Below are 22513 nucleotides of genomic sequence, written 5' to 3'. Positions count from 1 at the left end.
AAATCGTGATCTGATTAAAAGGTGACCGTCTCGGAAGGGTAGCCCATGGGCTTACGTGTACGTACAAACGTCCAGTCCCTCATCGCTCAACGATACATGATGATGTCGGGTGAAGAGGTATCCAAGTCTACAGAGCGCTTGGCCTCGGGTTACCGCGTCAACAAAGGCTCCGACGACGCTGCCGGGTTCGCCATCGCTGAGGTGCTGCGCGCCGATGTGCGTGGTCTCAACCAAGCAAGGCGCAACGCCAACGACGGTATCTCGCTCGTCGAGACGGCCGAGGGTGGCCTCTCCGAGATTAATAACATCATGGTGCGGTTGCGCGAGTTATCAATCCAAGCCGCCTCAGATACGATCGGTCAGCGGGAGCGTAACTATCTAAACCAGGAATTCTTCCAGCTCAAGGACGAGATTGACCGTATCGCTGCTAGTACCGAATTTAACGGTACCCGCCTCTTGACTGGTACGCGCGAGATTCCGGAAGAGATGCGGCGCTTGCACAATCCACCGCCGCTCGAGATTCAAGTCGGTAAGAACTACTACCAGAAATCCGACGCGCTGAACCATCCCAACCCTACCAACATTATCCGTATCGATATGTCGACGCTCAATGCTTTCACAGAGGGTGATGGTTCACTGGGGCTAGGCAGCGCCCAGAATCCCGATGGTACGCGGATCGATTCTAAAGTTGGAGCTCAGAGTTCGATCACCAAAATCGACGACGCGCTCGAGAGAGTGGCGAGGTACCGTGCGGAGCTCGGTGCAGTTCAAAACCGTCTGGAAAAAACCGACAAGGCTATTGCCGTGTCGACGGAAAACCTGTCGGCGGCGCGTTCCCGGATCAAGGATGTCGACTTTGCCAGTGAGACGGCGGCTTTGACGCAAAGCCGTATTCTCCAACAGGCGGGCGCTGCAGTGCTGACGCAGGCTAATCAGCAGCCGGAGATTGCCCTCAAGTTGCTGCAGGGCTGATCTCTGAAGTCGTATTAGATGAGAAACACCGCTGCAGCGAGTAGCGTGTAAGGTACGGCGCTGATGAGGAGCCACATAGGGCTAATGCCGTCCTCGCCAAAGGTGTCCCGCAGTAGGCCGTGGCCTGCAGGATTTGGCGCGTTTGCGATGACTGTAAGACCACCTCCACAGACTGCGCCCGCAACTAGGGCGTATTTTGCTGGCGTGCTGATGTCTGTCACCAGGCTGCCAAGGTAGGTCAGGGCAGCATTGTCTGTAATGGCAGTTAGGGCTGTGGTGCCCCAAAAGAGTTGGACGGGCTCCAGATGCGCCAGTAGGGGTTCCAGCCACCAATTCTGTAGACCCCCGAGTGTCACAAGGCCGCCAAGAAAAAAGGCAACCAAGAGGCTTTCCCTCAGCCTAAGCTCGTCTTGGTACTCGCGCGTTACGGCACACCAACCAAGGAAAAAGAGGAACACCGGCACAAATAGGCGCATGTGATGGCTGCAGCTGATCGTTAAAGCAATAAACAACAAGTGTACTGCGGCCACCCAGAGGGGCGGGCGCTCGTGACCGAGTTTCCGCTTGGCGTCGCTGGAAGCAGCGCGCAATTCCTGCCGAAAGTACCATGCAGTGCCGCATACGCTGGTGCCAATGGCCACCACAGATCTCCAGCCAAATCTGTGTAGCATGAAGCTGTCTGACCAGTTCCAACTGTGCGCTACCATGAGCACTGGCGGCGCTGCAAATGAGGTCAAAGTGCCACCTATGGATACGGACACAAAGAGTAGTGCCAAAGTGCAGTATCGGAACCTGGCACTCATCTCATGGGTAAAGAAATGATCGCGCAGTAGTAATGCTGTCACCGTCATAGCGGCTGGTTCCGTGATGAGAGAGCCAAGTAGCGGCCCCACGGTCAAGGTGGTGACGTAGATGCCTAGACGTGGTCTCAGCGGCAAGAGCCTCGCAAGTGCAAGTGTACCCCACCGAGCTAGATCCAAGACAGGGCGCGTAGCAGCCATGCACATAATGACGAAGACAAATCCTGCCTCGGTGAAGTTGACGCCATCGAGGTAGCCGACGGCTGAATCGATGCCAAAGCGAGTGGTCCAGACTGCTATGAGAAGCGCCGCCCACAGGCCAAAGACCACCTCGACCTCAGCCAAAAAATGCAGGAGATTTTCGCCAACTGATCCGGCAGGAAACCGGCGGGCCAGTGCCGCTAGGTATTTCACCGCAAAGGTGTGTACCACAGCCAAGGCAAAGAAAACCGTGGCTATGGTTTGCATGCTCTGACCAGGACTCAGGACGTCCATTGCTACGTCTTTCCTTTGTTCGTATTTCCTACTCTCACCAAATCTGGTCTGAGACGGGCGGTGCGCTCCGTCGCATTAGCAGTGCGCCACTGGGTGATCGCATTGTGATCTCCCGACAGTAACACGGCCGGGACACTCACGCCCTCAAATACCGGCGGACGCGTGTACAGGGCGTACTCAAGTCCGCCACCAAAGGACGCTGCAAATGAGTCGCAGCGTGGACTTTCGGGATTGCCTAGTACATCAGGCAACAACCTGACGATCGAGTCGATCATCATCAGGGCCGGTAATTCACCACCAGTAAGGATCACGTCTCCGCACGAATATTCTGCGTCAACGTAGCGGTCGATGAAGCGCTGATCAACGCCAGCGAAGCGACCGCAGACAAAGGCAACGGGGCGGTCATCGGCGGCATAGTCTACGGCATCCTGCTGGGTCCAAACCTTACCGACCGGCGACATCAGGATGACCCGCGGCCGCACAGGCAAGGAGCGCAGGGCTGCGGCCAACGGCTCCGGTCTAAGCACCATTCCGTCACCACCACCGTAGGGATGATCGTCAACACTACCGTGGCGATCGACGGCGAAATCTCGCAGGGCTACCGGCTGTACCACGGCTTTACCCTTGGCTGCAGCGGCTCTAAGTGCCCCGAACTCACCATAAGCGCGGATGAACTCCGGGTGGACTGTAAGGACGTAGAAGCTACGCATCACTGGGCTCAGAGGCCGGCCTATCCTTGGTCTGGTCATTCCATACATCGTCGAAAGTGCTGCGGGGTACTTTTAGATGAAGTTGAAATCGCCCGTCCGCGCCAGTTGCCAGAGCGTCATCACCGGCTAGATAGTCAGGAATGAGGGGGATGTCGACACTGCGAATTCCGTCGGTGACCTCGATGATGTCACTGGACCCTGCGTTGTAGACATGATGGATGCGGCCAATCACGACGCCCTCACAATCGAGGACTTCGGCCCGCTCAAGATCACTCCACAGCATATCGTCGCCACGTTGTGCCTGGATATGCCGCCGATCTGCAAAGATAAGGTGTCCGGTAATCTGTGCTGCTGTCGTCCTGTCAAAGGCTAAACTGCATTTGAGCAATGGCCTGCCGGACTGCATGGCTGAAGTCTCGACCTTGACGGTAGTGGCTTGGGCCAAACTTGGACCAATCTTGAGCTCACCGTATTTGGGGTCGATGGCTTCCTTGCGGCCCGAGACAAAAAAAGCCCCACCCAGCCCATGTGGTCGGCCGACTTGGCCGATCACGACGAAAGCTGAGGCAGGGGTTGATGTCTTGCTCGGGAGAGCTTTAGACTCAGGCTTTTTTGCTGGTGTTTTTGCGCGCAAGCTTGATGTTCTTAACTTTCAAGAGCTTAGCTACGGTGTCGCTCAGGTGAGCGCCACGCTCGTACCAGTGTTGTAGGCGGTCTTCTTTAACGTCAACTAGAGACGGCTCTTGACCTGGGTCATAGACGCCTAACTTCTCGATAAAACGACCATCCCGGCGCATCTTATGATCCGCGGCGACAATGTGGTAGAAGGGACGGTTGCGGGTTCCGTGCCGAGATAGGCGCACGTGCACTGCCATGTAAACTTATCCTCCAAAAAACAAGGGCGTAGGCCCTATGGACGGGAGGGTATAACACAGCGTTTAGCGAGAGGCTAGGACTAAACCAAGAATTTTCAGTGTGCCCGGCTACGCTGACTTGCTCTGGGCGAAGGCAAAAAACGTATCGCTGATCACTTGCATCGAGCCGCCGCACTTAGTGCAGACCTTGCTGGGCCACGCATTGGTTTTTAAAGATCCGTGATATTCGCTCATTTGGCCAAAAATATCGGCCTCATGATCGCAGCTCGTGCACTCAAATGGGACATAGAGTGATGCCACCTGCCCCTGCTTTTTGATGCCAAGGAGGGCCGGAATCATGCTCAACTGATCGATAAATTCACTGGTGCAGTGTTCATAAATCAACGGCTTGTCGCCCCAGCTGGCGAGGAACTTGAGTAGGTTGCGGACGCCGATACTGTTCAGTCTGGTCAGACCCTGGAGGTTCAACCTGAGAGGCGCTGGCTTGGTCAGCAAGCTACTCAGATCGGCATACTCGTCCAGCACTCCGCGGACGAAGTAAACCCCACCCTTGTCTTCGATCTGGATGCCTTGATTGCTCACTGCTGACTCCTATTTCCTAAAATTGTATACCCAGTTACCCGATTTGAGCTATACTAAAAGACACTAACCACCTAGTTTTTTAGCAGAAGTGGGTGCCTGTAGGGCGCCGGATGCACGGGGGACTGTGTGTACATCAAATGCTGGGGCACCCGTGGCTCTCTGCCTGTGCCGACTAGTCATGACAAGTTCCTGTCAGTGCTGGAGGACATTGTCGTCCAGGGCAGCAAGATCGGCCTCACGAGTGCTTTTGAACTGATCGCTGCTATCAAGGACGGGCGTCTAAACAATCCTGTAGTCTTCGGCGGCAACACCACCTGTACCGAGATTCACCACGACGGCCAGTCGGTCTACATCGACATGGGGTCAGGATTTCGCGACGCCGGAACGCTTGCCATGCAGCAAGGTGCCAAAGAGTTTCATGTCTTCATGACCCATATGCACTGGGACCACATCATGGGCATGCCGTTTTTCATTCCTGTGCATATCCCAGGGTATAAAATCCATATCTACCACGTGCATCGCAATGCACCTGAGTTCATTAAAATCAACTTCAACGGCGTCAACTTCCCCCTGACATGGAGTCAGTTGGGTAGCACCATCGAATTTCACCAAATCAAACTCTACGAAGCCACGCAGGTTGGCCCGATGACCGTGAAGCCCTTCGTTCTGGACCACCCCGGTGGCTCCTTTGGTTTCCGCATTGAGGGTGGAACCAAATCGTTTGCTATTGGCGTGGACGGGGAGTTCAAGCGGCTCACCCCGGCTGAGCTGGGACGCGATCTGGTGTATTACCAAAATCTCGATGGCCTTCTTTTTGATGCCCAGTACGAGATGTCGGAGCTCGCCAGTCGGTTTGATTGGGGACACTGCAGTCCTAATATCGGTGTGGATCTAGCCCTCCGCGAAGGTATCAAAAACGTACTCTTCACCCATCATGACCCTTGGTCGAGCGAAGAGAAGCTGCGGCGTATGTATGCCAACGCCAAGAAGTACATGCAGTCACAGTTAGACTCCTACCGGAATGTGTGGGAAAAAGTTCAACCAGAGGGGCCGACGCTACGTCTGGCTTACGATGGCCTAAAGGTCGAGTTGTGACCTAGCGGTCTGGGATCAGATACACGTGAGGGTAGAGCGCATGCGGCAAATTTTGCGCTGGTTGGTTGTGACGGTAGCGCTCATGGTGGCTGCTCCTGCGTGGGCAGTCAATTTCAATATCACTGGGACTCTGCCTCGGAATCTCAGTGCAGGTAGCTTTACCGTTACGGTGCAAGTTGTTGGGGTCACGGCGCAGCAGGTGGCGCTTGGTCGGACGGATCGGACACCGACCAATCGGCTCTTTCTCTATCTACCGCAGTCGGTGGGCGGCACCAACGCTCCAGCTGCAAGCACCTCGGCCCGTGTAACCACGGGCATGCCCTATTACGTGACGGTCACCTCGTCGACTCCGGATACGGGAACGCCCAATGGATCGACCTTCGACTTCGTGTACCAGGTAACCTTCTGGTACATGCCTGGGTTTGACGCTGGCGGTAAGAACTCCCCGGCCGTACTGGCAGCTAAATCATCGCCCGGGGCCGTGCAAGTGGGAGCCGCGTTTTATCTGGGAGGGACTGGATCGAGCAACTTGATCGGGTCGAACGTCAATACGCCGACCAGTATCCAGCAGGCAAACTACATAGCGACCGAGGTGCCCAAGTTTGCGACCACAGCTCCCGTGGTCGGGAGCATGGAGCAGATCACCGTCTCTTGGGACCCACCCGGGCAAGTGGCAGTGACTGGGAGCACGACAAAAGCTACGCCAAGTAGCGTCAATGTCTTCGTGGTCGATATCGACGTCGCCAGCCGCGATGTGCCTGGCTACCTGTATAAGGGTGGAACCACCGGCACCACGGATAACGACACGGCCGCCACGTGTGCCTACACGCAACCTACGGACGTCTTCAGCACCTGTATCAAATGCCCTGCGAACGATGCAGATGCCTCAACCACCAGTAATTATTACCTTGCCACCGCTGATATCGCCAAGAATATCTCGGGCTTTCAGGTGCAGTCAGCGCCGGCAAGCGCGGGCGCTGTCACCATCAATGGACTGACCAACAATCACCGCTATGTGGTGTTCCTCCAGTACGACACCCCGAGCACGACACCCGCGGCGGGTCAGCAATGCGTGATCGGTGTGCCCTCGCCTAACTATACGCTCTCGGAGCTCAATGGCGAACCTGGCGGTAGGACTGTAGATTTTCGCTGCATGGTCGCAACTGCTGCTTACGGGACCACACTCCATCGTGATCTCTACCTATTCCGGAAGTTCCGTGACAGAATTCTGCTGACGCATCCGCTTGGCCGATATTTGGTAGCCACATACTACCGACTCAGTCCGCCCGTAGCAGAATACATTAGCCAGCACGAGTGGCTCAGGACTATAGTGCGCGGTACGCTACAAGCCCCAGCAGCCCTGCTGGCGGTAGTTAACGACTGGTACTGATACTATAACGCCGCTGGAGGCGACCTTGCGCCGCTCCTATCGCTATTACGATTTGATCATGGCTGCCTTTGTGGCCTCACTTCTGTGCTCCAACCTCATAGGAGTGGGCAAGCCCGTGACGGTGATGGGTTTTACCTTCGGTGGCGGAGCTCTTTTTTTTCCGCTTAGTTACATGTTTGGCGATGTGCTGACTGAGGTCTATGGCTACGCGCGCTCGCGGCGCGTGGTATGGGCTGGTTTTGGAGCCCTCATGTTTGCCTCGGTCATGAGCTGGGTGGTCTTAGCCATCCCCCCGGCCGCCGGCTTCACGGGGCAGGAGGCCTTACAGCAGGTTTTTGGTGCGACGCCGCGGGTGACTCTGGCGTCGATGTTAGCCTATTTTCTCGGCGAATTTGCCAATTCCTTTGTAATGGCTAAGATGAAAGTCGCCATGTCCGGCCGCCGCCTGTGGGTGCGGACCATCAGCTCTACGGCGATTGGCGAGGCGATCGATAGCTCGCTCTTCTATCCAATGGCCTTTTACGGTCTCCTGGAGACTAAGTTGCTCCTGGCGATGATGCTCGGTAATTATGTGATCAAGGTGGGCTGGGAGGTCCTTGCGACCCCTGTCACCTATGCCGTGGTCGATTTCCTCAAGAGCCGCGAGGGCGAGGACTATTACGACCGGGATACCGATTTTACTCCGTTCAGCTTAGCTGATTGAGGTGGATGACAAGCCTGCGCCAATCAGCTAAATAATGCCTCGGCAGTTCCAACGACCTTTTTGACTGACGAGGGCTTAGCGTGAGTGCGCAGCTCGTATATTCCATGTTTCAAGACGTGCTTTTTCCCGAGACCGAATCTGGGGGGGAGAGTGACGCCGATGCCGTCCTGCACCTGCGTCGCCTCAAGCGTTACGTACCTGCTCCTGAGGTGCCTGTGCGCCGTGGCAGTATCGTCATCTTTGACTTAGAGACCACAGGGCTCGATGCCAACGCTGATCGCATTATCGAAATTGGTGCTATCAAACTCAGTGCGTTGGGACCAGTTGATCAATTTTCTTGTTTAGTACATACCGATATCGAGTTGACGGACGATATTATTAAACTGACCGGTATTAGCCCTGATATGCTGGTTGGTCAGCCCACGATCGCAAAGGTTTTGCCCGAGTTCTTGGCCTTCATTGAGGGCAGCATACTGGTCGCGCATAACGCCGAATTCGACATGTCGATGCTCAAGGCCGCGTGTTCGCGCCAGGGCATTGATCTTGAGTGGCCGTGTTTCTGCACACTCAAGATGGCTAGGCAACTTTTGCCTGAGCTTGAAAATAAAAAATTGGACACATTGGCTGCTCACTATGGTCTCAGCTTTGAGGCGCGTCACCGCGCTATTGGTGACATCAAGGTCACGGTGGGCGTACTAGAAGGCATGCTGAGCGGTGAGGGAGCCTCTTTGTCCCAGTGGTCACACTTTCAACCTTATTTGGTGTAAGAGCGTATGAAGATAACGAGTCAGATCCAAACTGGCAGTGCCAGTTTCCTCGAAAACCAAGCGCATCATGAACGTCTTGCTAACGAGCTCAAGGAGCGGCAGCAGGTTGCCGCTAGTGGTGGTGGGGAGAAGGCAGCGTCGTACCAAAAACAGCAAGGCAAGATGCTGGCACGCGAGCGCGTGGCTGCGCTGATCGATCCTGGGAGTCGTTTCCTTGAACTCTCGCAACTAGCGGGAGTCGATCTTTACGAAGATCAAGTGCCATCCGGTGGTATTGTGACCGGTGTAGGCCAGGTTGCCGGCCGGACCTGCGTGATCGTTGCCAACGACCAGACCGTTAAAGGTGGTACCTACTATCCCATTACGGTGAAGAAGCATTTGCGCGCACAGGAAGTCGCGGCAGCGAATCATCTACCTTGTATTTACATGGTGGATTCAGGCGGTGCTTTTTTGCCGATGCAGGACGAAGTGTTTCCGGACAAGGATGATTTCGGGCGCATTTTCTTCAACCAGGCCCGCATGAGTGCTCAGGGTATTCAGCAGATATCCTCAGTGCACGGACTTTGTACCGCTGGAGGCGCATACATCCCGGCGATGTCGGATCAGAATGTTATTGTTCGTGGTACAGGCACCATCTTTCTCGCCGGGCCGCCGCTGGTTAAAGCGGCGACGGGTGAGGATGTCACAGCCGAAGAGCTAGGGGGTGCTGACGTACACACCGGGATTTCGGGTGTAGCGGATCATCTTGCCGAGGATGATACGCACGCCGTAGAGATTCTTCGGGATATTGTTGCTCATCTCGGGGCTCCTGAGGCCGCACCGATTAAATTACGCCCGTCACGGCCGCCCGTTTATGATCCGTGCGAGCTACTCGGGGTGATTCCAAGTGATCCTCGTAAATTTTTTGACGCGCGTGAGGTGATTGCACGCGTAGTCGATGGGTCTGAGTTTTTTGAATTTAAGCGCAATTATGCGACGACGCTCCTTGCTGGGTTTGCTCACATCGAGGGTATTCCTGTCGGCATTTTGGCCAACAATGGGGTGCTTTTCTCTGAGAGCGCCTTGAAAGCGGCGCATTTCATCGAGCTCTGCGCGCAAGAGCGGGTACCTCTTCTTTTCTTGCAAAACATTACCGGGTTTATCGTCGGTAAGCAGTATGAACACCGCGGCATCGCTAAAGACGGCGCTAAATTGGTGCACGCCGTGGCGTGTGCGAACGTACCCAAAATCACTTTGGTGATCGGTGGCAGCTACGGTGCCGGCAATTACGGTATGTGCGGTCGCGCCTATGATCCGCGCTACCTCTTTATGTGGCCAAACGCAAGGATCTCGGTCATGGGTGGCGAGCAAGCAGCTAACGTGTTGGTGACGGTCAAAGAGCAACAGTTGGCAAGACAAGGCGCGCAGTTGGACGATGCCGAACGTCAACGGCTCAAGGAGCCTATACTCGACAAATACGAGCGTGAGAGCTCCTGTTACTACTCGTCCTCCCGCCTATGGGACGACGGTGTGATTGATCCCAGGGATACGCGCCAGGTGTTGGCGATGGCCTTGGCCTCGACGCTGCACCATCAATGGGCCCCGACTAATTTCGGAATTTTCCGCATGTAAATGCCCGCTGGGCGAGGATTAAGTATGACTAAGAAGGTGATTACCATCGGCAATGCCAGTGGCTATTGGGGTGACGATCCTGAGGCGCTCACGCGGCAAGTAAACGGCGGCAAACTCGACTATATCTCGATGGATTTTCTCGCCGAGATCACCATGTCGATCATGCAAAAACAACGCAAGCGCGATCCTGAAGCCGGGTATGCCAAGGATTTCTTGCCCATGCTCGAAAAGGTACTGCCGCGACTTCTGGCCAACAAAACTAAGCTCATCACCAATGCGGGTGGCATTAATCCCGGTGCTTGTGCTGCGGCTATTAGTGCTATGGCGGGGCGCCTTGGACTCAACCCGCGGATTGCCGTCGTTTACGGTGACAATATTCTTGATCAACTCTCTGAGCTAAAGGCCAAGGGTTGTGACTTCAAGAATATGGAAAATGGCAAGGCATTTGCCGATGTCGAAAAGCAGATCGAAGCAGCCAATGTCTACTTCGGTGCGACGCCAGTGGCAGCCGCGCTGGCATGGGATCCAGATATCATCATCACGGGACGCGTCACAGACACGGGTATTTCCATAGGCCCCATGGTCCATACGTTCGGCTGGCGCTGGGACGATTGGGATAAACTTGCCGCGGGTGTGGTTGCTGGTCACATTATCGAGTGTGGTAGCCAGGCCACGGGCGGCAACTTCAGCGATTGGCACCTCGTGAAGTCGTATAAGAACATCGGCTATCCGATTGTTGAGATGCATGCCGATGGTAGTTTTGTCGTCACAAAACATCCCGGGACGGGTGGACTGGTATCGGTTGATACCGTGCGCGAGCAGCTATTTTATGAGATGGGGTCACCAAAGGCTTACATTACGCCGGATGTCGTGGCGGACTTTTCGACTATTCACCTAGAGCAAGAAGGTCCGGATCGTGTGCGTGTCAGTGGAGTCAAGGGCTATGAACCTACTGACTCCTACAAGGTCTCTATGGCCTACAGTGACGGTGCCAAATGTGTGGGCGAGATTGCGATCTCGGGACCTAACGCACGGCGCAAGGCCGAAGCTTTTGCCGCGATCTTTTGGGACCGCGCCGGCAAGGACTTTGTCGCGACTGAGACGGAATTCTTTGGCCTCAATGCCTTTCACCGCAGTATGGGGCGCGACGAGGAGGCCAATGAGATCATCATGCGCCTAGGCGCTCGTGACTACGATACAAAGAAGCTGAGACAGTTTGCCAAAGTAGTGCCATCGGTCATTCTTGGTGGCCCTCCAGGAGTTTGTATCCTTGGAGGCGTCGGCAAAGTTCAAGATATCGTCAGCTACTGGCCGGCGCTCATGCCCAAGGCTGCCATCCATCCACGTGTGGCGCTTTATAGTGATGGATTCAAAGAAGATAAGGACGTTACCAATACGCAGTCAGGGCGTTTCCGTGCCAACGAAAGCGATATTCAGGTAGCAGAAAAGCCGCGTGATCCGGTGCGCGCTGCCGTCGCGACAGCCGGCGCGCCACTATATGAAATTTGTTTAGCTCGCAGTGGTGATAAGGGTGACACTGCTAACATTGGTGTCATGGCGCGCAGCCCCCTGGCCATGGCTTTCCTCAACGAATACCTGACCGCGCAGAGGGTTAAGGATGTATTCCAGGAACTGTGTTTAGGTCGCGTCGTGCGTTACCGTCTGGATAATATGCAAGGCTTTAACTTCCTGCTCGAACATGCTTTGGGTGGCGGCGGTACCTTGACCCTAAGAGCAGATGCGCAGGGTAAGACTTTTGCGCAAGCACTTTTACGTCAGCTTGCGCCCATTCCTGAGCAAGTGCTGGCTGAGGTGAAGCAGCTTCGCACCGCAACGGGGACCTAATGACTGAGCACGTAACTCAACTGAAAAAAGTACCGGTTGGCGTGGGTCACGACGACTTCGTGGCTGTGCTTACGTTAAACCGTCCCGATGTTGCTAACGCCCTAAGTGCTTCTGTGATCACTGAACTCACCACTCATCTGCAATGCGTGGCCACTGATCCTCACTGCCGTGCCTTAGTGCTGCGCGGCAACGGGAAGCACTTCTCAGCTGGTGCCGATCTGGGCTGGATGAAAGAGGCCACTCAGTTAGATTACGATGGCAATGTGCGTGACGCCGACAAGTTGATCGGTCTCTTTGAGTCCCTGGCTAATCTGCCCTTCCCCTCCTTGGCCTGCGTGCAGGGATCCGCTTACGGCGGTGCCGTGGGGTTGGCCGCAGCTTGTGACATAGTAGTGGCGGTAGAGGGCGCACGCTTTTGTTTAAGCGAGGTGAAGCTCGGATTGATACCGGCAGTGATCCTGCCGTATCTAGTGCGCAAGGTGGCCCCCGGTACTCTCAGATACTGGGCTGTGACGGGACGCCTCATCGCTACATCCGAGGCTTTAGCAGCGGGACTGGTGCAGCGTGTTGTCGCAGCATCTGAACGCGATCAGGCGGTGATCGAGGAACTTAATTCCTTACTCCAAGCAGCACCTGAGGCACAGGCGGCGGTTAAGCAGCTACTACGCGAAGTTATCGCAGATGGGGCTAAGCAAGGTCCCTACACAGCTGCGGCGATTGCCGAAGCGCGCGTATCGCCGAGTGGACGTGCAGGTCTTGCCGCATTTTTTGCTAAGAGCTCCCCATCTTGGGCCATTCAACTTGCTCCCAACTGGAGACTGGACTGATCGTGACAAAGACTATCAAACGTTTATTTATCGCCAATCGCGGAGAAATTGCGCGGCGGATCGCTATGACGTCGCAAAGGCTTGGGATCGAGACAGTAGTCTTGACCGACCGTCCGACGCCGCCAGCCTATTTATTGGGGATCGTGACCGATTTCGTCAAAATTGACGAGGAATCGCCAGCGGTATATTTAGATGCTGCGCGCATGCTTAGTTATGCGCGGCAGGCAGGCTGTGATGCGGTGCATCCGGGCTTCGGTTTTCTCTCAGAAAATGCTGAGTTTGCAGCGCAGACTGAGGCATGTGGCATGACTTGGGTGGGACCGAATCCGGTCGCCATCACGGCCATGGCGAGCAAGGCATCGGCGCGATCCTATGCCGAGAAATCCCATGTACCTTGTGTCAAAGGAGTCTCCGGATTCAACGTGCCCGACAGTGAGCAGGGCGACTTTAGTGAACTCGAGGCATTTGCTGCGACCGCTGGTTACCCTTTGCTACTAAAAGCTGCCTATGGTGGCGGTGGTAAGGGCATGAGACTTGTGCATAAGCGCGAAGAGCTGAGACCTAATGCCCTCCGAGCACAGTCTGAGGCGAAAAACTCATTCGGTAACGGTAGTCTCATCTGCGAGCAGTATCTGGGCGCGCCGCGTCACGTTGAGGTTCAGATCCTGGCAGATAAACACGGTCGTGTTGTAGCCATTGGTGACCGCGACTGTTCCTTGCAGCGCCGCCATCAGAAGATCATTGAAGAAGCGCCAGCCGTTGGCCTCACTGCCACAACGCGCGCTGCTCTGCATCAAGCTGCTGTCAATCTTGCTGCTGCCGTGGGCTATGATTCTGCGGGCACAGTGGAGTTCTTGGTCGACTGGTCCGAGGGATCGCGCACAGCAGAACTCCAGAGGTTTTATTTTCTTGAAATGAATACACGGCTGCAGGTGGAGCATCCCGTCACCGAAGAGGTGTTCGGTCTCGATCTCGTCGAGTGGCAATTGCGGGTGGCACGAGGTGAGAAATTGCCGACCGAATTTGCGAGCCTGCGTCCTCGTGGCCATAGCGTCGAGGCGCGCATCTATGCCGAAGATCCGGAGCGGGACTTTTTCCCTGCCCCTGGTCCGGTTGCTGCCTTTGAGCCCGCATTGGGTCCTGGGGTCAGGTGGGAGCTAGGGCTAGGTGAGGTCGATGAGGTTACCGGACGCTTTGACCCGATGATTGCAAAGTTAGTCACCACTGCTGCCGATCGACCAGCTGCCCTGGCGCGTCTGGCAGATGCCTTGCGGCGTACGGTGTTTGCCGGCCCGGCCAATAACATGGAGCTACTGGACGTTCTGGTGAGCGATAGCGCTTTTGCCATAGCTCCAGTGACGACGCACTACTTGGGCGAGGTGACTGATCAGCTTAAAGCCAAGGTGGCGGCGCGCCGCGAGCCTCACGCTGCCGCGGCCGAAAGCCTGCTCGATGACTTGCTCAGTCATAAGCTGGTTGTCGCCGCAGAGACTAAAGAGGTAGGGGGCGGGCATCTGAGTCGGACCCAGGCCATTTTTGGGGCGGCCACCGACAGGGCAACTGGCAACGCCGTTAGCCTCATCAGCACCAAATCTAGTCAGGCGACTCTGGGAGCGGGTTATGGCCAGGAGATTGCAAGCAGGTCGGGTCACGGCATAGTTAAAGGTTTGAAATCCCAACCCTTCTGGTATGCTTATCTAAATACCAGTAAAGAGCAGATGGGGTGGATCGGTCTAGGCGGCGTAGTTTACACGCGCGTTCTGGCCGGAGCTGCCGCGAGGCTGGACAGACAGCGTCGGGGCGGTAATACTTCTGAAGTGGTGGCACCTGTTCCAGGTAAAGTCATCGCCATCAAGGTAGCAGCAGGTGATACGGTCACGATCGGTCAGACCCTGCTTGTGTTAGAGTCGATGAAGATGGAATTCGAAGTAAAGGCGTCGGGGGCTGGGACTATCGCTCAGTTCAGCGTCAAGCAAGATGATCAAGTGGCCGCAGGGCAGCAGTTGGCGGTCTGGGCTACTTAGAGGCAAAACCCTTAAAGCACATAGGCGAGGTGGAGCGTGGCTAGTGAGCATAACTTTAAACGCTTTATCAAAGAGTCTGGTTTTAAAGTACTGGCTTTGGCCAGACTCAGCCAATGCGAATACAGCGTTGTCTTCTATCTCCTCAATTGCGCCGCCTCGGGGCTAGACCAGTTCATCACGACTGAGGCAGAGTTGGCGTCGCTCATTGGCTACGATGATGCGACGCTTCGGACGACGCTGAGCGAGCTCGCTACCAAGCACATCATCAAGATCCACTACGGCGATCTCAATGCCAACGGTGACTCGACTTCAGCCAGTGTCGGCCTGCAGTACGATGTCAGTAAATGGGTCCTGACTTACGACGTTCAGGCCACATCCCACGATGCGATTGTGTTTCCGTTTAGGCGTACCGGCAGTGCTGCCCTACAGGTGCTTGAGGGCCAAAAGCGCGATCCTCGCAGTAGTAAGCGTGCCGAGGGTGAGGGTAATCATACCTGGCAGCGGGTGATCGAGTCATTCATCCAAAACCGGAGTTTAGACGATGACGAACTCGAGCAAGTCGAGGCGGCTGCCAAGATCTTGGTCGAGGTGCACCCGGTCGATCAGGTGCTGCTGATGCTGAGGCACTTTAATCTGCGCATTCCCACTCTCAGTCTTCTTGCTAGTAGCTGGCAGCATTATCAGGAAATATTCGAGAGTGAGACGCAAAAGGTCGACATGCTCGGAGCGCGCCAGAAGCATCAGGAGCTTGACCAAAAGCTGCGTGATCAGGGCGAGGCCCTGCTGGCTGAGGCCCAAAGCGCTCTGACTGAAGAAGAGCGGACCGTACTTCAAATCCTGGTGAAACACCGACATCCGCGGCGTCAGCTGTTTTGGGCCTATCAGCTACGCAGCCGCTATCCCAATTTAGCGAGTTTTTTCGCCGATAATGCATCGCTGATGCTACCGGTCACGACCGGTGGTGCTGTGGTCAAAAGACACGATTAATTTTGCTTAACCTCGGAGGAATCGGCTTATGAAACAGGCTCTGACAGCGCTCTTCTTGGTCGCGGGCGGCATGACTTTTAAGCCTGCCTTGGTGCAAGCTTCTGAGCACGCGGCGTTTGCTGAGGTTTCGACTGATGAATTGGACAAACTTGTCAGCTCCAAGGCCGTGTTCTTGATCGATGCTAACGGCGCTAAGACCTATGCCAAGGGCCACATCCCTGGTGCCATTAACTTCGCTGCTAACGAAGATAAACTGGCCACTGTTTTGCCTAAAGACAAATCGGCGTTGATCGTTGCTTACTGCGGTGGACCTCTCTGTTCAGCCTGGGAAGCGGCCGCGGCAAAGACTAAAGACCTTGGTTACGCCAATATCAAACACTACAAGGGCGGCATTAAGGTTTGGAAAGAGGCTGGCAAGAAGGTGGATAGCTCGTCCACTTAAAAAGCAGAGTGGGCTAGTTAGGAAAGTACCAGAAAAAGCTCAGTTCCATATGGGGCATGGGCTTACTGGTGAACGTCAAAACGTCGTTACCCTTGCGCACTTTTTCGTCCGCATACTCTTGCTCGGTCAGGCCTGGCACAGCGGTCGGATCTGACGCGACGCTAAAGGCCGTGCCTAGCGGCAGCGTTAATCCCAGGCTTATAGCCGTACCGAAGTTGCCTTTACCAAGCGCCTGCCAACCCACGCGCGGCGTGATGAGCGTTTGGCTCGCCTTTCTAGTCCAGAAGATCTCGGTGACGTCATCGTTGATGGTCACGGTTGAGCGAGTTTTGATCGTCAAGTCGCGCTTGCCGACGGCACCGCCGACAAAAAAACTCGCACCTTGCACGGGGTAAAACTTCCCATCGACGCCTATGTAAATACTCTGCGCTGAAAACTCCGTCAGCGGGATCGTGAGATAACCCAGCTGCAAGCCGGCCATCAGCTTGCCTTTGTAAATATAGGCAACCTGCGCGGCAGTCTGCGGCAGGAAAACACTAAACAGACCCACACCCGCACCAAAGCTGTGTAGCTTCATTGAGGAGGACGGCAGGTCTGAAGAAGGAGCATCAACCAACGGAGCAAAATCGCTCGTAGCTTTCTTGGCCTTGGACGCTTTACTCTTCTTGACGGCGGCTTTGTCAGCGGCGAATCCAGAAGACGCTATGCTTAGCAGGCACGTAACTAGCGATATTGTTAAGACTCGCCTCATGCAGCCTGCTTATGATGAATGGCTCCTCAGGACGGGCTCGAACCGCCGACCCAGTGATTAACAGTCACTTGCTCTACCTACTGAGCTACTGAGGAATTTCTTTGGAAAGAAAAATGCCAGTCAGATCAGATTGATATATGATTTTTGAGGACCCGTCAAGCGTCTTCCGTGCGTTTAGCCCGATTGTAGCAGCATCTTATTGATCACCCCGGTCATATAATCGATATCAAAGGGCTTTGTGACGTAGTCATTAGCACCTGCGGCAAAGCCATTTTGAATGTCTTGGGTGCTCTTGCGCGCCGACACCAGGACGAGTGGCACGGCTTTCAGCGAATGATGGTCCTTGATCAGTCGGCACAGCTCGTAACCGTCTACCCAAGGCAGATTCACATCGAGCAAGATGAGATCGAGTCGCGTCGTCTCCAGAACTTTTGAGAGCTCCAGGCCATCGACGGCCATGATGACTTTGTAGCCCTCGTTTTCCAGGATGCGTTTAAGAGCGGATCGCATAATCTCGTCGTCATCGACAACGAGAATGGTGCGCGTGTCGATGCGTTGGCGTAGTTCGCGAAAGTCGGCAAGGCTCACGACCTTCTTGTTGACGATCTTTTGGCGTTTGATCGTCTCAATCTGGCGGCGGAGCGACTTCTCGGCCTGCGGTGCTAGATTTTCCTTCTTCATGCTAGGATCCTAGGTCTGAGTGGCCAAGTCACATGGGATACTCAGTCTTATCGGCACCGTGGCGTTCAACTTTAGGGCCGGGGTATAATTCTTTGCGCCCCGGCAAATGATGCTCAAATAACCGTTAGTACTGGGAAAATTATACAGTGACTACATCGTCTAAGCTCACAGTCTCGTGGCGTATGAGTCAGCCTCCGGTGGCCGCCAAGTCCTGGCACAATTGGCGTGATTTTGTCCTCTCACCAAGCGACAACAAACTAGAGGCAGCACTAGGCTGGCCAGCTGGTACTGTTGCTGTCCTAGAACAGGGCTTTAAGTTGGGGCTCGGTCGCACATTAGGGTGGGAAGTAGACGGCGCAGTGGGCGAGGATCATGGCTTGGCCGCGCTGCAGGCGGCTGCGCGGGTGTTTCGTCGTGGCGTTGCCGCCAGACATGTTGGCAACACGGCATTAGAGCGCGTCATCCAGGGCACCTATGATATCGCAATCGTGCAGCAGCAGCCTGATCTGAATGACGCCGCTACATTTTACATCTTAGACGGGCGTGTTGCCGCACTTTGGCCCAAGCTCACCATGGGACCAAAGCGGCTTGTCTTGACCCTAGACGAGCACAGTAAAAGCCTGGCCTCAGTTGCTCAAATCCTCGCGTCACCGCATGCGCAAAAATCCGCGCGTTGGTGTGTCGTCGGCGGCGGTCTACTCACTGATGTCGCCGCTTTCGCCGCCTCACTCTGCAGCGCGACGGTGCAATTTGTACCGACGACGTTGCTCGCCATGGCGGACGCCTGCGTAGGCGGCAAAACTGGTGTTAATTTTGCTCCCTACGGCAAGAACCAAATCGGAACTTTTTATTTTCCCTCGCACGTCACAATTTGGCCTGGATGGCTGGCGACTTTACCCGAGCGTGAACTGCTGGGCGGCGCTGCTGAGTGTCTCAAACACGCCTTTTTGCTAGGTGACATGGTGTTGGCTGAGTCTTTAGCCGCAGCTCTGCGTCAACGCGACCTGACGGCACTCGCGACTTTGCTTCCGGCTGTCATCAAACTCAAAGTCGATGTCGTGACGGCAGACCCAGCGGAAAATGGCATGCGGGCCATCCTCAACTTTGGCCATACACTTGGGCACGCGCTCGAGGCCTATGCGCATGCGCACCAGTCTGGCGCCGCAATATTGACCCACGGGGAAGCAGTGGGCGTCGGCATGGTCTTTGCCTTGCTCCTTAGCAGCAAATATGCCGGACTGAAACCGCTTCAATGCCAGGAGCTCATTGAGGTCCTTAAGGCCGCAGGCTGCGTCTTGTCTGCTGCGGAGCTAGGCAAGCGGCTCGGCGCCACTGATCTGGCCTCATCCGCGCTGCGTGCGGCACTACGGGCACTCATGGCCAACGACAAGAAGACCATGGCTCCTGCAGGTGCGGAGCGCGCAGAGTGGATTTTGCTCGCGACTCCCGGAGTCACAGCCCGATCATCTTCCGGTGCTTGGACGACTAGTCTGTCGCTAGCTGTGATTGATGAGCTATGGACTGATTTTTTGCGCGTGCTTTAACCGCGTATCGCTGGCAGCTGTCGTTTCATCAGCTGGAATCATGAGCTTGATCAAAAGGTCCGTTCCGTATCGCACGTAAACGAACCATCAGAGAGTTCGCGGAAGTTAAGATCAATGGGGCGACAACACACTTGACAGTCTTCTGTGTAGCGTTGCGCACCAACAGATGAGTCAAAAAAAGTCGTAAATGACTCGCCGCACCAAGGGCAAATCACATCAATAGGATCTTCCATAAGCTTTTACTCCCTGTGATGATCATGTGTAACGAGATAACTGTCGTTCCCAAATCCGCTGATCGGTGTCACTATGTATCATGGGGAGACATAGTCATGATCGTCATTATCGGAGCTGGGCTCGCTGGTCTGACTGCAGGGCGTGCACTTTTGAACGCTGGCTGCCGTGATTTTATGATTTACGAGCGTGAGACGCAAGTCGGTGGACGCTTAGCCACGGAAACTGACGGCGAGTTTTTGTACGATGTTGGGTTTGCCGTTCTCAATCCGGCCTATCCCATGACGGCCAAGTACTTAACTTTATCTGAGCTTGGTCTGCAGTATTTTGATGCCGGTGCCGTGTTACTGCACGGCAAAGGACAGATGTCCACACTGTTTGATCCACTGTCCCATCCCGAGCGAGCGCTCTCGATGATGGCGCAACGATTTCCCTCCTGGGGCGATCGCTTGCGGACTTTAGCTTTGCGATTGCAACCCAAAGCACCGCAGAGGCCGCGAGATGACGGGGCGACAGCCCTAGAGGGACTGCGTCTTCTCGGCTTTTCTGAAGCATACATTGAATCTTTTTTTCGGCCATTTTTTGCGGGTGTCTTTTTAGATCGCGATTTATCGGTGTCCGAGGAATTATTTCGCTATCTTTTTGCCTTTTTCAGCCAGTCCCGTGTCGCACTTCCTGCCGGTGGCATGAATGCTGTTGCCGTCAATTTAGCCAAGGCGATCCCACAGGATCACTTGCGATTTGGTGTCGCTGTAGAATCGATAAGAAACGGGAAGATCACGCTTTCCGACGGAACAGTCGTACAACCCAAAGCTACGATCCTTGCTGTTGACGCGCGTGCGGCGGCGACTCTTATGGCCGATCAGAGTGATCCGCCATTTAGATCGGTGACAACGGCCTATTTTGCGGCGGCATCGAGACCGTGGAGGTCGCGCCTTTTAGCCTTGAATAGCTCCGGTCAGGGCTGGGTCAACCACCTGGCGACTTTGTCCGATATTCAGCCTTCCTATGCCAGGAAGGGGAGGCATTTAGTCGCTGTGAGTGGTGTACTGCCGTTACCCACACAGTCCTCCGCGCAGGCTCAAGATTTCTTGCGGCATGAACTTACAGGATTACTGGGGCCGGAAGCGGCTAGGTGGGAATGCTTGCGTACCTACCAGGTGGATCACGCCTTACCAGTGCAGTTTGGGCGCAAAGGTTATGAATCAGAGGGACTGATTTTCGCCGGTGATTATATGGAGAACCCGTCCATTCAGGGAGCGATGTTATCGGGTGAAAAAGCCGCACATATTGTCTTGCAGCGGAGGTAAGTATGAAAAACCAGACTGAGACTTTGATTATAACCGGTGCATCTAGAGGCATTGGAGCAGCTGCCGCAAGATTATTCTGCAAGAAAGGTTTTAGAGTCGTAGGTATCGCCCGCACCCGTAAAGCCCTGGACCTTTTGCAGATGGAATTCGGGGAGTCATTTGTGCCCGTAGTAGCGGATCTGAGCGATTTGGATCATGCCGAGGCGACGATCGTCTCCCTTTTGAAAGACCGTAAACTCAACCTGAGCGGCATCGTATTAAACGCGGGTGTATCATCCAGTAGTACGTTCGTCGATTCCTCCCGCGCCACGCAATCACTAGAAATGAATCTAAACTTCCACTCGCCGTCTATTTTTCTCCGCCATGCCCTTAAGCGGTTTAGTAAGTTGCCTCGAGGCAAAATCATTACTGTGAGTTCCCTAACGGCTCTCGTGCCATTCCCCAACAACGCGTCCTACGCCGCATCTAAAGCGGCGTTCTATCACTTACTGCGCTCGGTACGCCTAGAGTCTGGATATAAAAATGTTGAGATTAGCGCCGTACTTCCCGGTCTAACAGATACGCAAATGTCGGCGTCCTTTGAGTCAGTCTTGCCCAGTGCGGCGCCAGAGGATGTGGCCGATGCGATATGGCAGTGCTGGAAAAAACCGGCCTTTCCTCTAGTTGTTGGTCGGCTCAACCAGGTTGCCGAGAGTGTCAATCGTTTGCAGCCTTGGTTGTTCGACCGGGTGACTTCATCCATTGCTAAGTGGTTGCCCCATGAGTAGAGCTGCTGCCAGCGGAGAGTCTAAGCCTACATTAATGATCACTGGCGCGGCCGGCTTTATTGGTACTGCGTTGCGTCAGTGTCTCCGTGTGGAATATGACCTTATTTGCATTGACTTGCTACCTGCGCCTAGCCTGTCGTCTGGTGAGGAGTGGCATCAAATGGATGTCACAGACGTGGCGTCCGTCGAGCGTCTGTTGCGCCGTTTACAAAAGCCACTGTCAGGTCTGATTCATTTAGCTTGGTACTACGATTTCTCAAACCTGCCGCATCCGCGGTATCAGGCGGCAGCTGACAGCATGGCCACTTTAGTGGCAGCATTCGGGCGCTATGCCGCGTCTGACGCTCCGTTTATTTTCGCCTCCAGTATGGCAGCCATGGCACCGACTGTTCCCGGTGTCAAACAAACGGCGGCGTCGCCTCGTTCTGCAGCGTGGCAGTACCCCGCTTCGAAAGTGCGGGGAGAAAAAGCTCTGCGATCGGTCACGATCACGCAACCAGTAGTTGAGTTAGTGTTTGCAGGCGTCTATTCGGACGCTTGTGAGCTAGTGCCGCTATTTCAGTCGATCGAGCGCATTCGCCGTGGGAATATTCAGAGTTGGTTTTTTCCGGGGCGTACCGACCGTGGATTAACCTATGTCCACGTCGATGATGTCACGCGAGCCATCCGCTCTGCCCTGCGTGCAAGCTACCCCACGCCTCGTTTGATCCAGCGACTGCTCGTAGGCGAGGCAAGGCCGGTGACCAACCAAGAGATCTTTGACGCCGCTAGCGCGGCCTTCGGTCGCGTGCGCGTGCCAATCCTAAAAGTGCCGCCTTTCCTAGCTTGGCTCGGTGCTCAAGTCATCGGTCTTTTCAGTAGATCAAATTTTGTTAAGCCCTGGATGATCGCATTTGCCGAGGAACATTTCGAGTTTGACCTGGCGCACACCGAGGCGGTCATAGGTTGGACGCCGCAAAAGCGGCTTCTAGACACCTTGCCGACCATGCTAGCAATGGCCTCTGGTGATACGGATATGTGGCTCAGTCGTAATGAACGAAGGCCCTGGCGTCGTGCGCCGGAGCTAGGTTCTGGCTAGATGAGACAGAACCAAGGCCCACGCAC

At 55.0% G+C, this 22513-nt stretch carries 23 protein-coding genes and 1 tRNA gene; 15 read left to right on the top strand and 9 right to left on the bottom strand.

Annotated elements, in window-relative coordinates; all coding sequences use genetic code 11:
- Window positions 1–45 precede the first annotated feature (45 nt).
- Complete coding sequence (locus FJ146_05325) at window positions 46–972, top strand: flagellin FliC (GenBank protein MBM4251369.1); 927 nt, start codon at window positions 46–48, stop codon at window positions 970–972.
- A gap of 14 nt (window positions 973–986) precedes the next feature.
- On the opposite strand, the gene FJ146_05320 is transcribed toward FJ146_05325, so the two are convergent.
- The 5 genes from FJ146_05320 to FJ146_05300 all read right to left on the bottom strand — a co-directional run bounded on the left by FJ146_05320 (window position 987) and on the right by FJ146_05300 (window position 4434).
- Window positions 987–2267, bottom strand: a complete 1281-nt coding sequence (locus tag FJ146_05320) for a hypothetical protein (protein MBM4251368.1) — start codon at window positions 2265–2267, stop codon at window positions 987–989.
- Between the two features lie 2 nt (window positions 2268–2269).
- Complete coding sequence (gene trmD, locus FJ146_05315) at window positions 2270–3025, bottom strand: tRNA (guanosine(37)-N1)-methyltransferase TrmD (protein ID MBM4251367.1); 756 nt, start codon at window positions 3023–3025, stop codon at window positions 2270–2272.
- Entirely contained in the window at window positions 2970–3611 is a 642-nt protein-coding gene (locus tag FJ146_05310) for a hypothetical protein (protein MBM4251366.1), read from the bottom strand. The genes trmD and FJ146_05310 overlap by 56 nt, the downstream gene beginning before the upstream one ends.
- Window positions 3580–3852, bottom strand: coding sequence for a 30S ribosomal protein S16 (gene rpsP, locus FJ146_05305; protein MBM4251365.1), 273 nt, complete (start codon window positions 3850–3852; stop codon window positions 3580–3582). The genes FJ146_05310 and rpsP overlap by 32 nt, the downstream gene beginning before the upstream one ends.
- Window positions 3853–3960: 108 nt before the next feature.
- Window positions 3961–4434, bottom strand: a complete 474-nt coding sequence (locus FJ146_05300; GenBank protein ID MBM4251364.1) for a hypothetical protein — start codon at window positions 4432–4434, stop codon at window positions 3961–3963.
- Between the two features lie 126 nt (window positions 4435–4560).
- On the opposite strand from FJ146_05300, the gene FJ146_05295 reads away from it, so the two are divergent.
- From FJ146_05295 to FJ146_05250, 10 genes are all read left to right on the top strand, one after another.
- Window positions 4561–5529 (top strand): MBL fold metallo-hydrolase, encoded by a 969-nt coding sequence (locus FJ146_05295; GenBank protein MBM4251363.1) that lies wholly within the window; start codon window positions 4561–4563, stop codon window positions 5527–5529.
- 40 nt (window positions 5530–5569) lie between these two features.
- Window positions 5570–6919, top strand: coding sequence for a hypothetical protein (locus tag FJ146_05290; GenBank protein MBM4251362.1), 1350 nt, complete (start codon window positions 5570–5572; stop codon window positions 6917–6919).
- 58 nt (window positions 6920–6977) lie between these two features.
- Window positions 6978–7622, top strand: a complete 645-nt coding sequence (locus tag FJ146_05285) for a queuosine precursor transporter (protein MBM4251361.1) — start codon at window positions 6978–6980, stop codon at window positions 7620–7622.
- An 80-nt stretch (window positions 7623–7702) separates the two neighbouring features.
- On the top strand, window positions 7703–8389 hold the full coding sequence (locus tag FJ146_05280) for a 3'-5' exonuclease (GenBank protein MBM4251360.1): 687 nt from the start codon (window positions 7703–7705) through the stop codon (window positions 8387–8389).
- A gap of 6 nt (window positions 8390–8395) precedes the next feature.
- Window positions 8396–10000: a methylcrotonoyl-CoA carboxylase gene (locus FJ146_05275; GenBank protein MBM4251359.1), complete on the top strand. Its 1605-nt coding sequence runs from the start codon at window positions 8396–8398 to the stop codon at window positions 9998–10000.
- Between the two features lie 24 nt (window positions 10001–10024).
- A complete protein-coding gene (locus tag FJ146_05270; protein MBM4251358.1) occupies window positions 10025–11845 on the top strand; it encodes a DUF1446 domain-containing protein in 1821 nt (606 codons plus the stop codon).
- The gene (locus FJ146_05265) at window positions 11845–12672 is read left to right on the top strand and encodes an enoyl-CoA hydratase/isomerase family protein (GenBank protein MBM4251357.1); all 828 of its coding nucleotides are present in this window, start codon (window positions 11845–11847) and stop codon (window positions 12670–12672) included. The genes FJ146_05270 and FJ146_05265 overlap by 1 nt, the downstream gene beginning before the upstream one ends.
- A gap of 2 nt (window positions 12673–12674) precedes the next feature.
- Window positions 12675–14696, top strand: a complete 2022-nt coding sequence (locus FJ146_05260) for a hypothetical protein (GenBank protein MBM4251356.1) — start codon at window positions 12675–12677, stop codon at window positions 14694–14696.
- A 36-nt stretch (window positions 14697–14732) separates the two neighbouring features.
- Window positions 14733–15683: a hypothetical protein gene (locus FJ146_05255; protein ID MBM4251355.1), complete on the top strand. Its 951-nt coding sequence runs from the start codon at window positions 14733–14735 to the stop codon at window positions 15681–15683.
- Window positions 15684–15711: 28 nt separating this feature from the next.
- A complete protein-coding gene (locus FJ146_05250; GenBank protein ID MBM4251354.1) occupies window positions 15712–16125 on the top strand; it encodes a rhodanese-like domain-containing protein in 414 nt (137 codons plus the stop codon).
- A 13-nt stretch (window positions 16126–16138) separates the two neighbouring features.
- On the opposite strand, the gene FJ146_05245 is transcribed toward FJ146_05250, so the two are convergent.
- From FJ146_05245 to FJ146_05235, 3 genes are all read right to left on the bottom strand, one after another.
- On the bottom strand, window positions 16139–16876 hold the full coding sequence (locus FJ146_05245) for a hypothetical protein (protein MBM4251353.1): 738 nt from the start codon (window positions 16874–16876) through the stop codon (window positions 16139–16141).
- A gap of 19 nt (window positions 16877–16895) precedes the next feature.
- A tRNA-Asn gene (locus FJ146_05240) sits at window positions 16896–16971 on the bottom strand.
- Between the two features lie 79 nt (window positions 16972–17050).
- Window positions 17051–17557 carry a response regulator gene (locus tag FJ146_05235; GenBank protein MBM4251352.1) on the bottom strand — a complete coding sequence of 169 codons (507 nt, stop codon included), beginning with the start codon at window positions 17555–17557 and terminating at the stop codon, window positions 17051–17053.
- A gap of 146 nt (window positions 17558–17703) precedes the next feature.
- Between FJ146_05235 and FJ146_05230 the strand changes: the two genes are divergently transcribed.
- On the top strand, window positions 17704–19101 hold the full coding sequence (locus tag FJ146_05230; protein MBM4251351.1) for a 3-dehydroquinate synthase: 1398 nt from the start codon (window positions 17704–17706) through the stop codon (window positions 19099–19101).
- Between the two features lie 50 nt (window positions 19102–19151).
- Here the strand turns inward: FJ146_05230 and FJ146_05225 are convergent, their stop codons facing one another.
- Window positions 19152–19334 carry a CPXCG motif-containing cysteine-rich protein gene (locus FJ146_05225; protein MBM4251350.1) on the bottom strand — a complete coding sequence of 61 codons (183 nt, stop codon included), beginning with the start codon at window positions 19332–19334 and terminating at the stop codon, window positions 19152–19154.
- Window positions 19335–19349: 15 nt separating this feature from the next.
- On the opposite strand from FJ146_05225, the gene FJ146_05220 reads away from it, so the two are divergent.
- Genes FJ146_05220 through FJ146_05210 form a run of 3 tightly spaced genes read left to right on the top strand, consistent with a single transcriptional unit; the run spans window position 19350 to window position 22487 of the window.
- Entirely contained in the window at window positions 19350–20642 is a 1293-nt protein-coding gene (locus FJ146_05220; protein MBM4251349.1) for an FAD-dependent oxidoreductase, read from the top strand.
- Window positions 20643–20644: 2 nt separating this feature from the next.
- On the top strand, window positions 20645–21409 hold the full coding sequence (locus FJ146_05215) for an SDR family oxidoreductase (protein MBM4251348.1): 765 nt from the start codon (window positions 20645–20647) through the stop codon (window positions 21407–21409).
- Window positions 21402–22487: an NAD(P)-dependent oxidoreductase gene (locus FJ146_05210; protein ID MBM4251347.1), complete on the top strand. Its 1086-nt coding sequence runs from the start codon at window positions 21402–21404 to the stop codon at window positions 22485–22487. The genes FJ146_05215 and FJ146_05210 overlap by 8 nt, the downstream gene beginning before the upstream one ends.
- Window positions 22488–22513: the final 26 nt, after the last annotated feature.

This window comes from Deltaproteobacteria bacterium, from assembly GCA_016874735.1.
Lineage (GTDB): Bacteria > Bdellovibrionota_B > Oligoflexia > Oligoflexales > CAIYRB01 > CAIYRB01.
The sequence above is the reverse complement of the archived record's forward strand: the minus strand, read 5'-3'. Positions and strand labels throughout refer to the sequence as shown.

What these genes read in the sequence shown, in the direction of transcription:
- FJ146_05325 (MBM4251369.1), top strand. Translation starts at nt 46, where the DNA reads ATGGGCTTACGTGTACGTACAAACGTCCAGTCCCTCATCGCTCAACGA.
- FJ146_05285 (MBM4251361.1), top strand. Translation starts at nt 6,978, where the DNA reads ATGGCTGCCTTTGTGGCCTCACTTCTGTGCTCCAACCTCATAGGAGTG.
- rpsP (MBM4251365.1), bottom strand. Translation starts at nt 3,852, where the DNA reads ATGGCAGTGCACGTGCGCCTATCTCGGCACGGAACCCGCAACCGTCCC.
- FJ146_05235 (MBM4251352.1), bottom strand. Translation starts at nt 17,557, where the DNA reads ATGAAGAAGGAAAATCTAGCACCGCAGGCCGAGAAGTCGCTCCGCCGC.
- FJ146_05225 (MBM4251350.1), bottom strand. Translation starts at nt 19,334, where the DNA reads ATGGAAGATCCTATTGATGTGATTTGCCCTTGGTGCGGCGAGTCATTT.
- FJ146_05265 (MBM4251357.1), top strand. Translation starts at nt 11,845, where the DNA reads ATGACTGAGCACGTAACTCAACTGAAAAAAGTACCGGTTGGCGTGGGT.
- FJ146_05290 (MBM4251362.1), top strand. Translation starts at nt 5,570, where the DNA reads ATGCGGCAAATTTTGCGCTGGTTGGTTGTGACGGTAGCGCTCATGGTG.
- FJ146_05210 (MBM4251347.1), top strand. Translation starts at nt 21,402, where the DNA reads ATGAGTAGAGCTGCTGCCAGCGGAGAGTCTAAGCCTACATTAATGATC.
- trmD (MBM4251367.1), bottom strand. Translation starts at nt 3,025, where the DNA reads ATGTATGGAATGACCAGACCAAGGATAGGCCGGCCTCTGAGCCCAGTG.
- FJ146_05215 (MBM4251348.1), top strand. Translation starts at nt 20,645, where the DNA reads ATGAAAAACCAGACTGAGACTTTGATTATAACCGGTGCATCTAGAGGC.
- FJ146_05275 (MBM4251359.1), top strand. Translation starts at nt 8,396, where the DNA reads ATGAAGATAACGAGTCAGATCCAAACTGGCAGTGCCAGTTTCCTCGAA.
- FJ146_05245 (MBM4251353.1), bottom strand. Translation starts at nt 16,876, where the DNA reads ATGAGGCGAGTCTTAACAATATCGCTAGTTACGTGCCTGCTAAGCATA.
- FJ146_05250 (MBM4251354.1), top strand. Translation starts at nt 15,712, where the DNA reads ATGAAACAGGCTCTGACAGCGCTCTTCTTGGTCGCGGGCGGCATGACT.
- FJ146_05320 (MBM4251368.1), bottom strand. Translation starts at nt 2,267, where the DNA reads ATGGACGTCCTGAGTCCTGGTCAGAGCATGCAAACCATAGCCACGGTT.
- FJ146_05270 (MBM4251358.1), top strand. Translation starts at nt 10,025, where the DNA reads ATGACTAAGAAGGTGATTACCATCGGCAATGCCAGTGGCTATTGGGGT.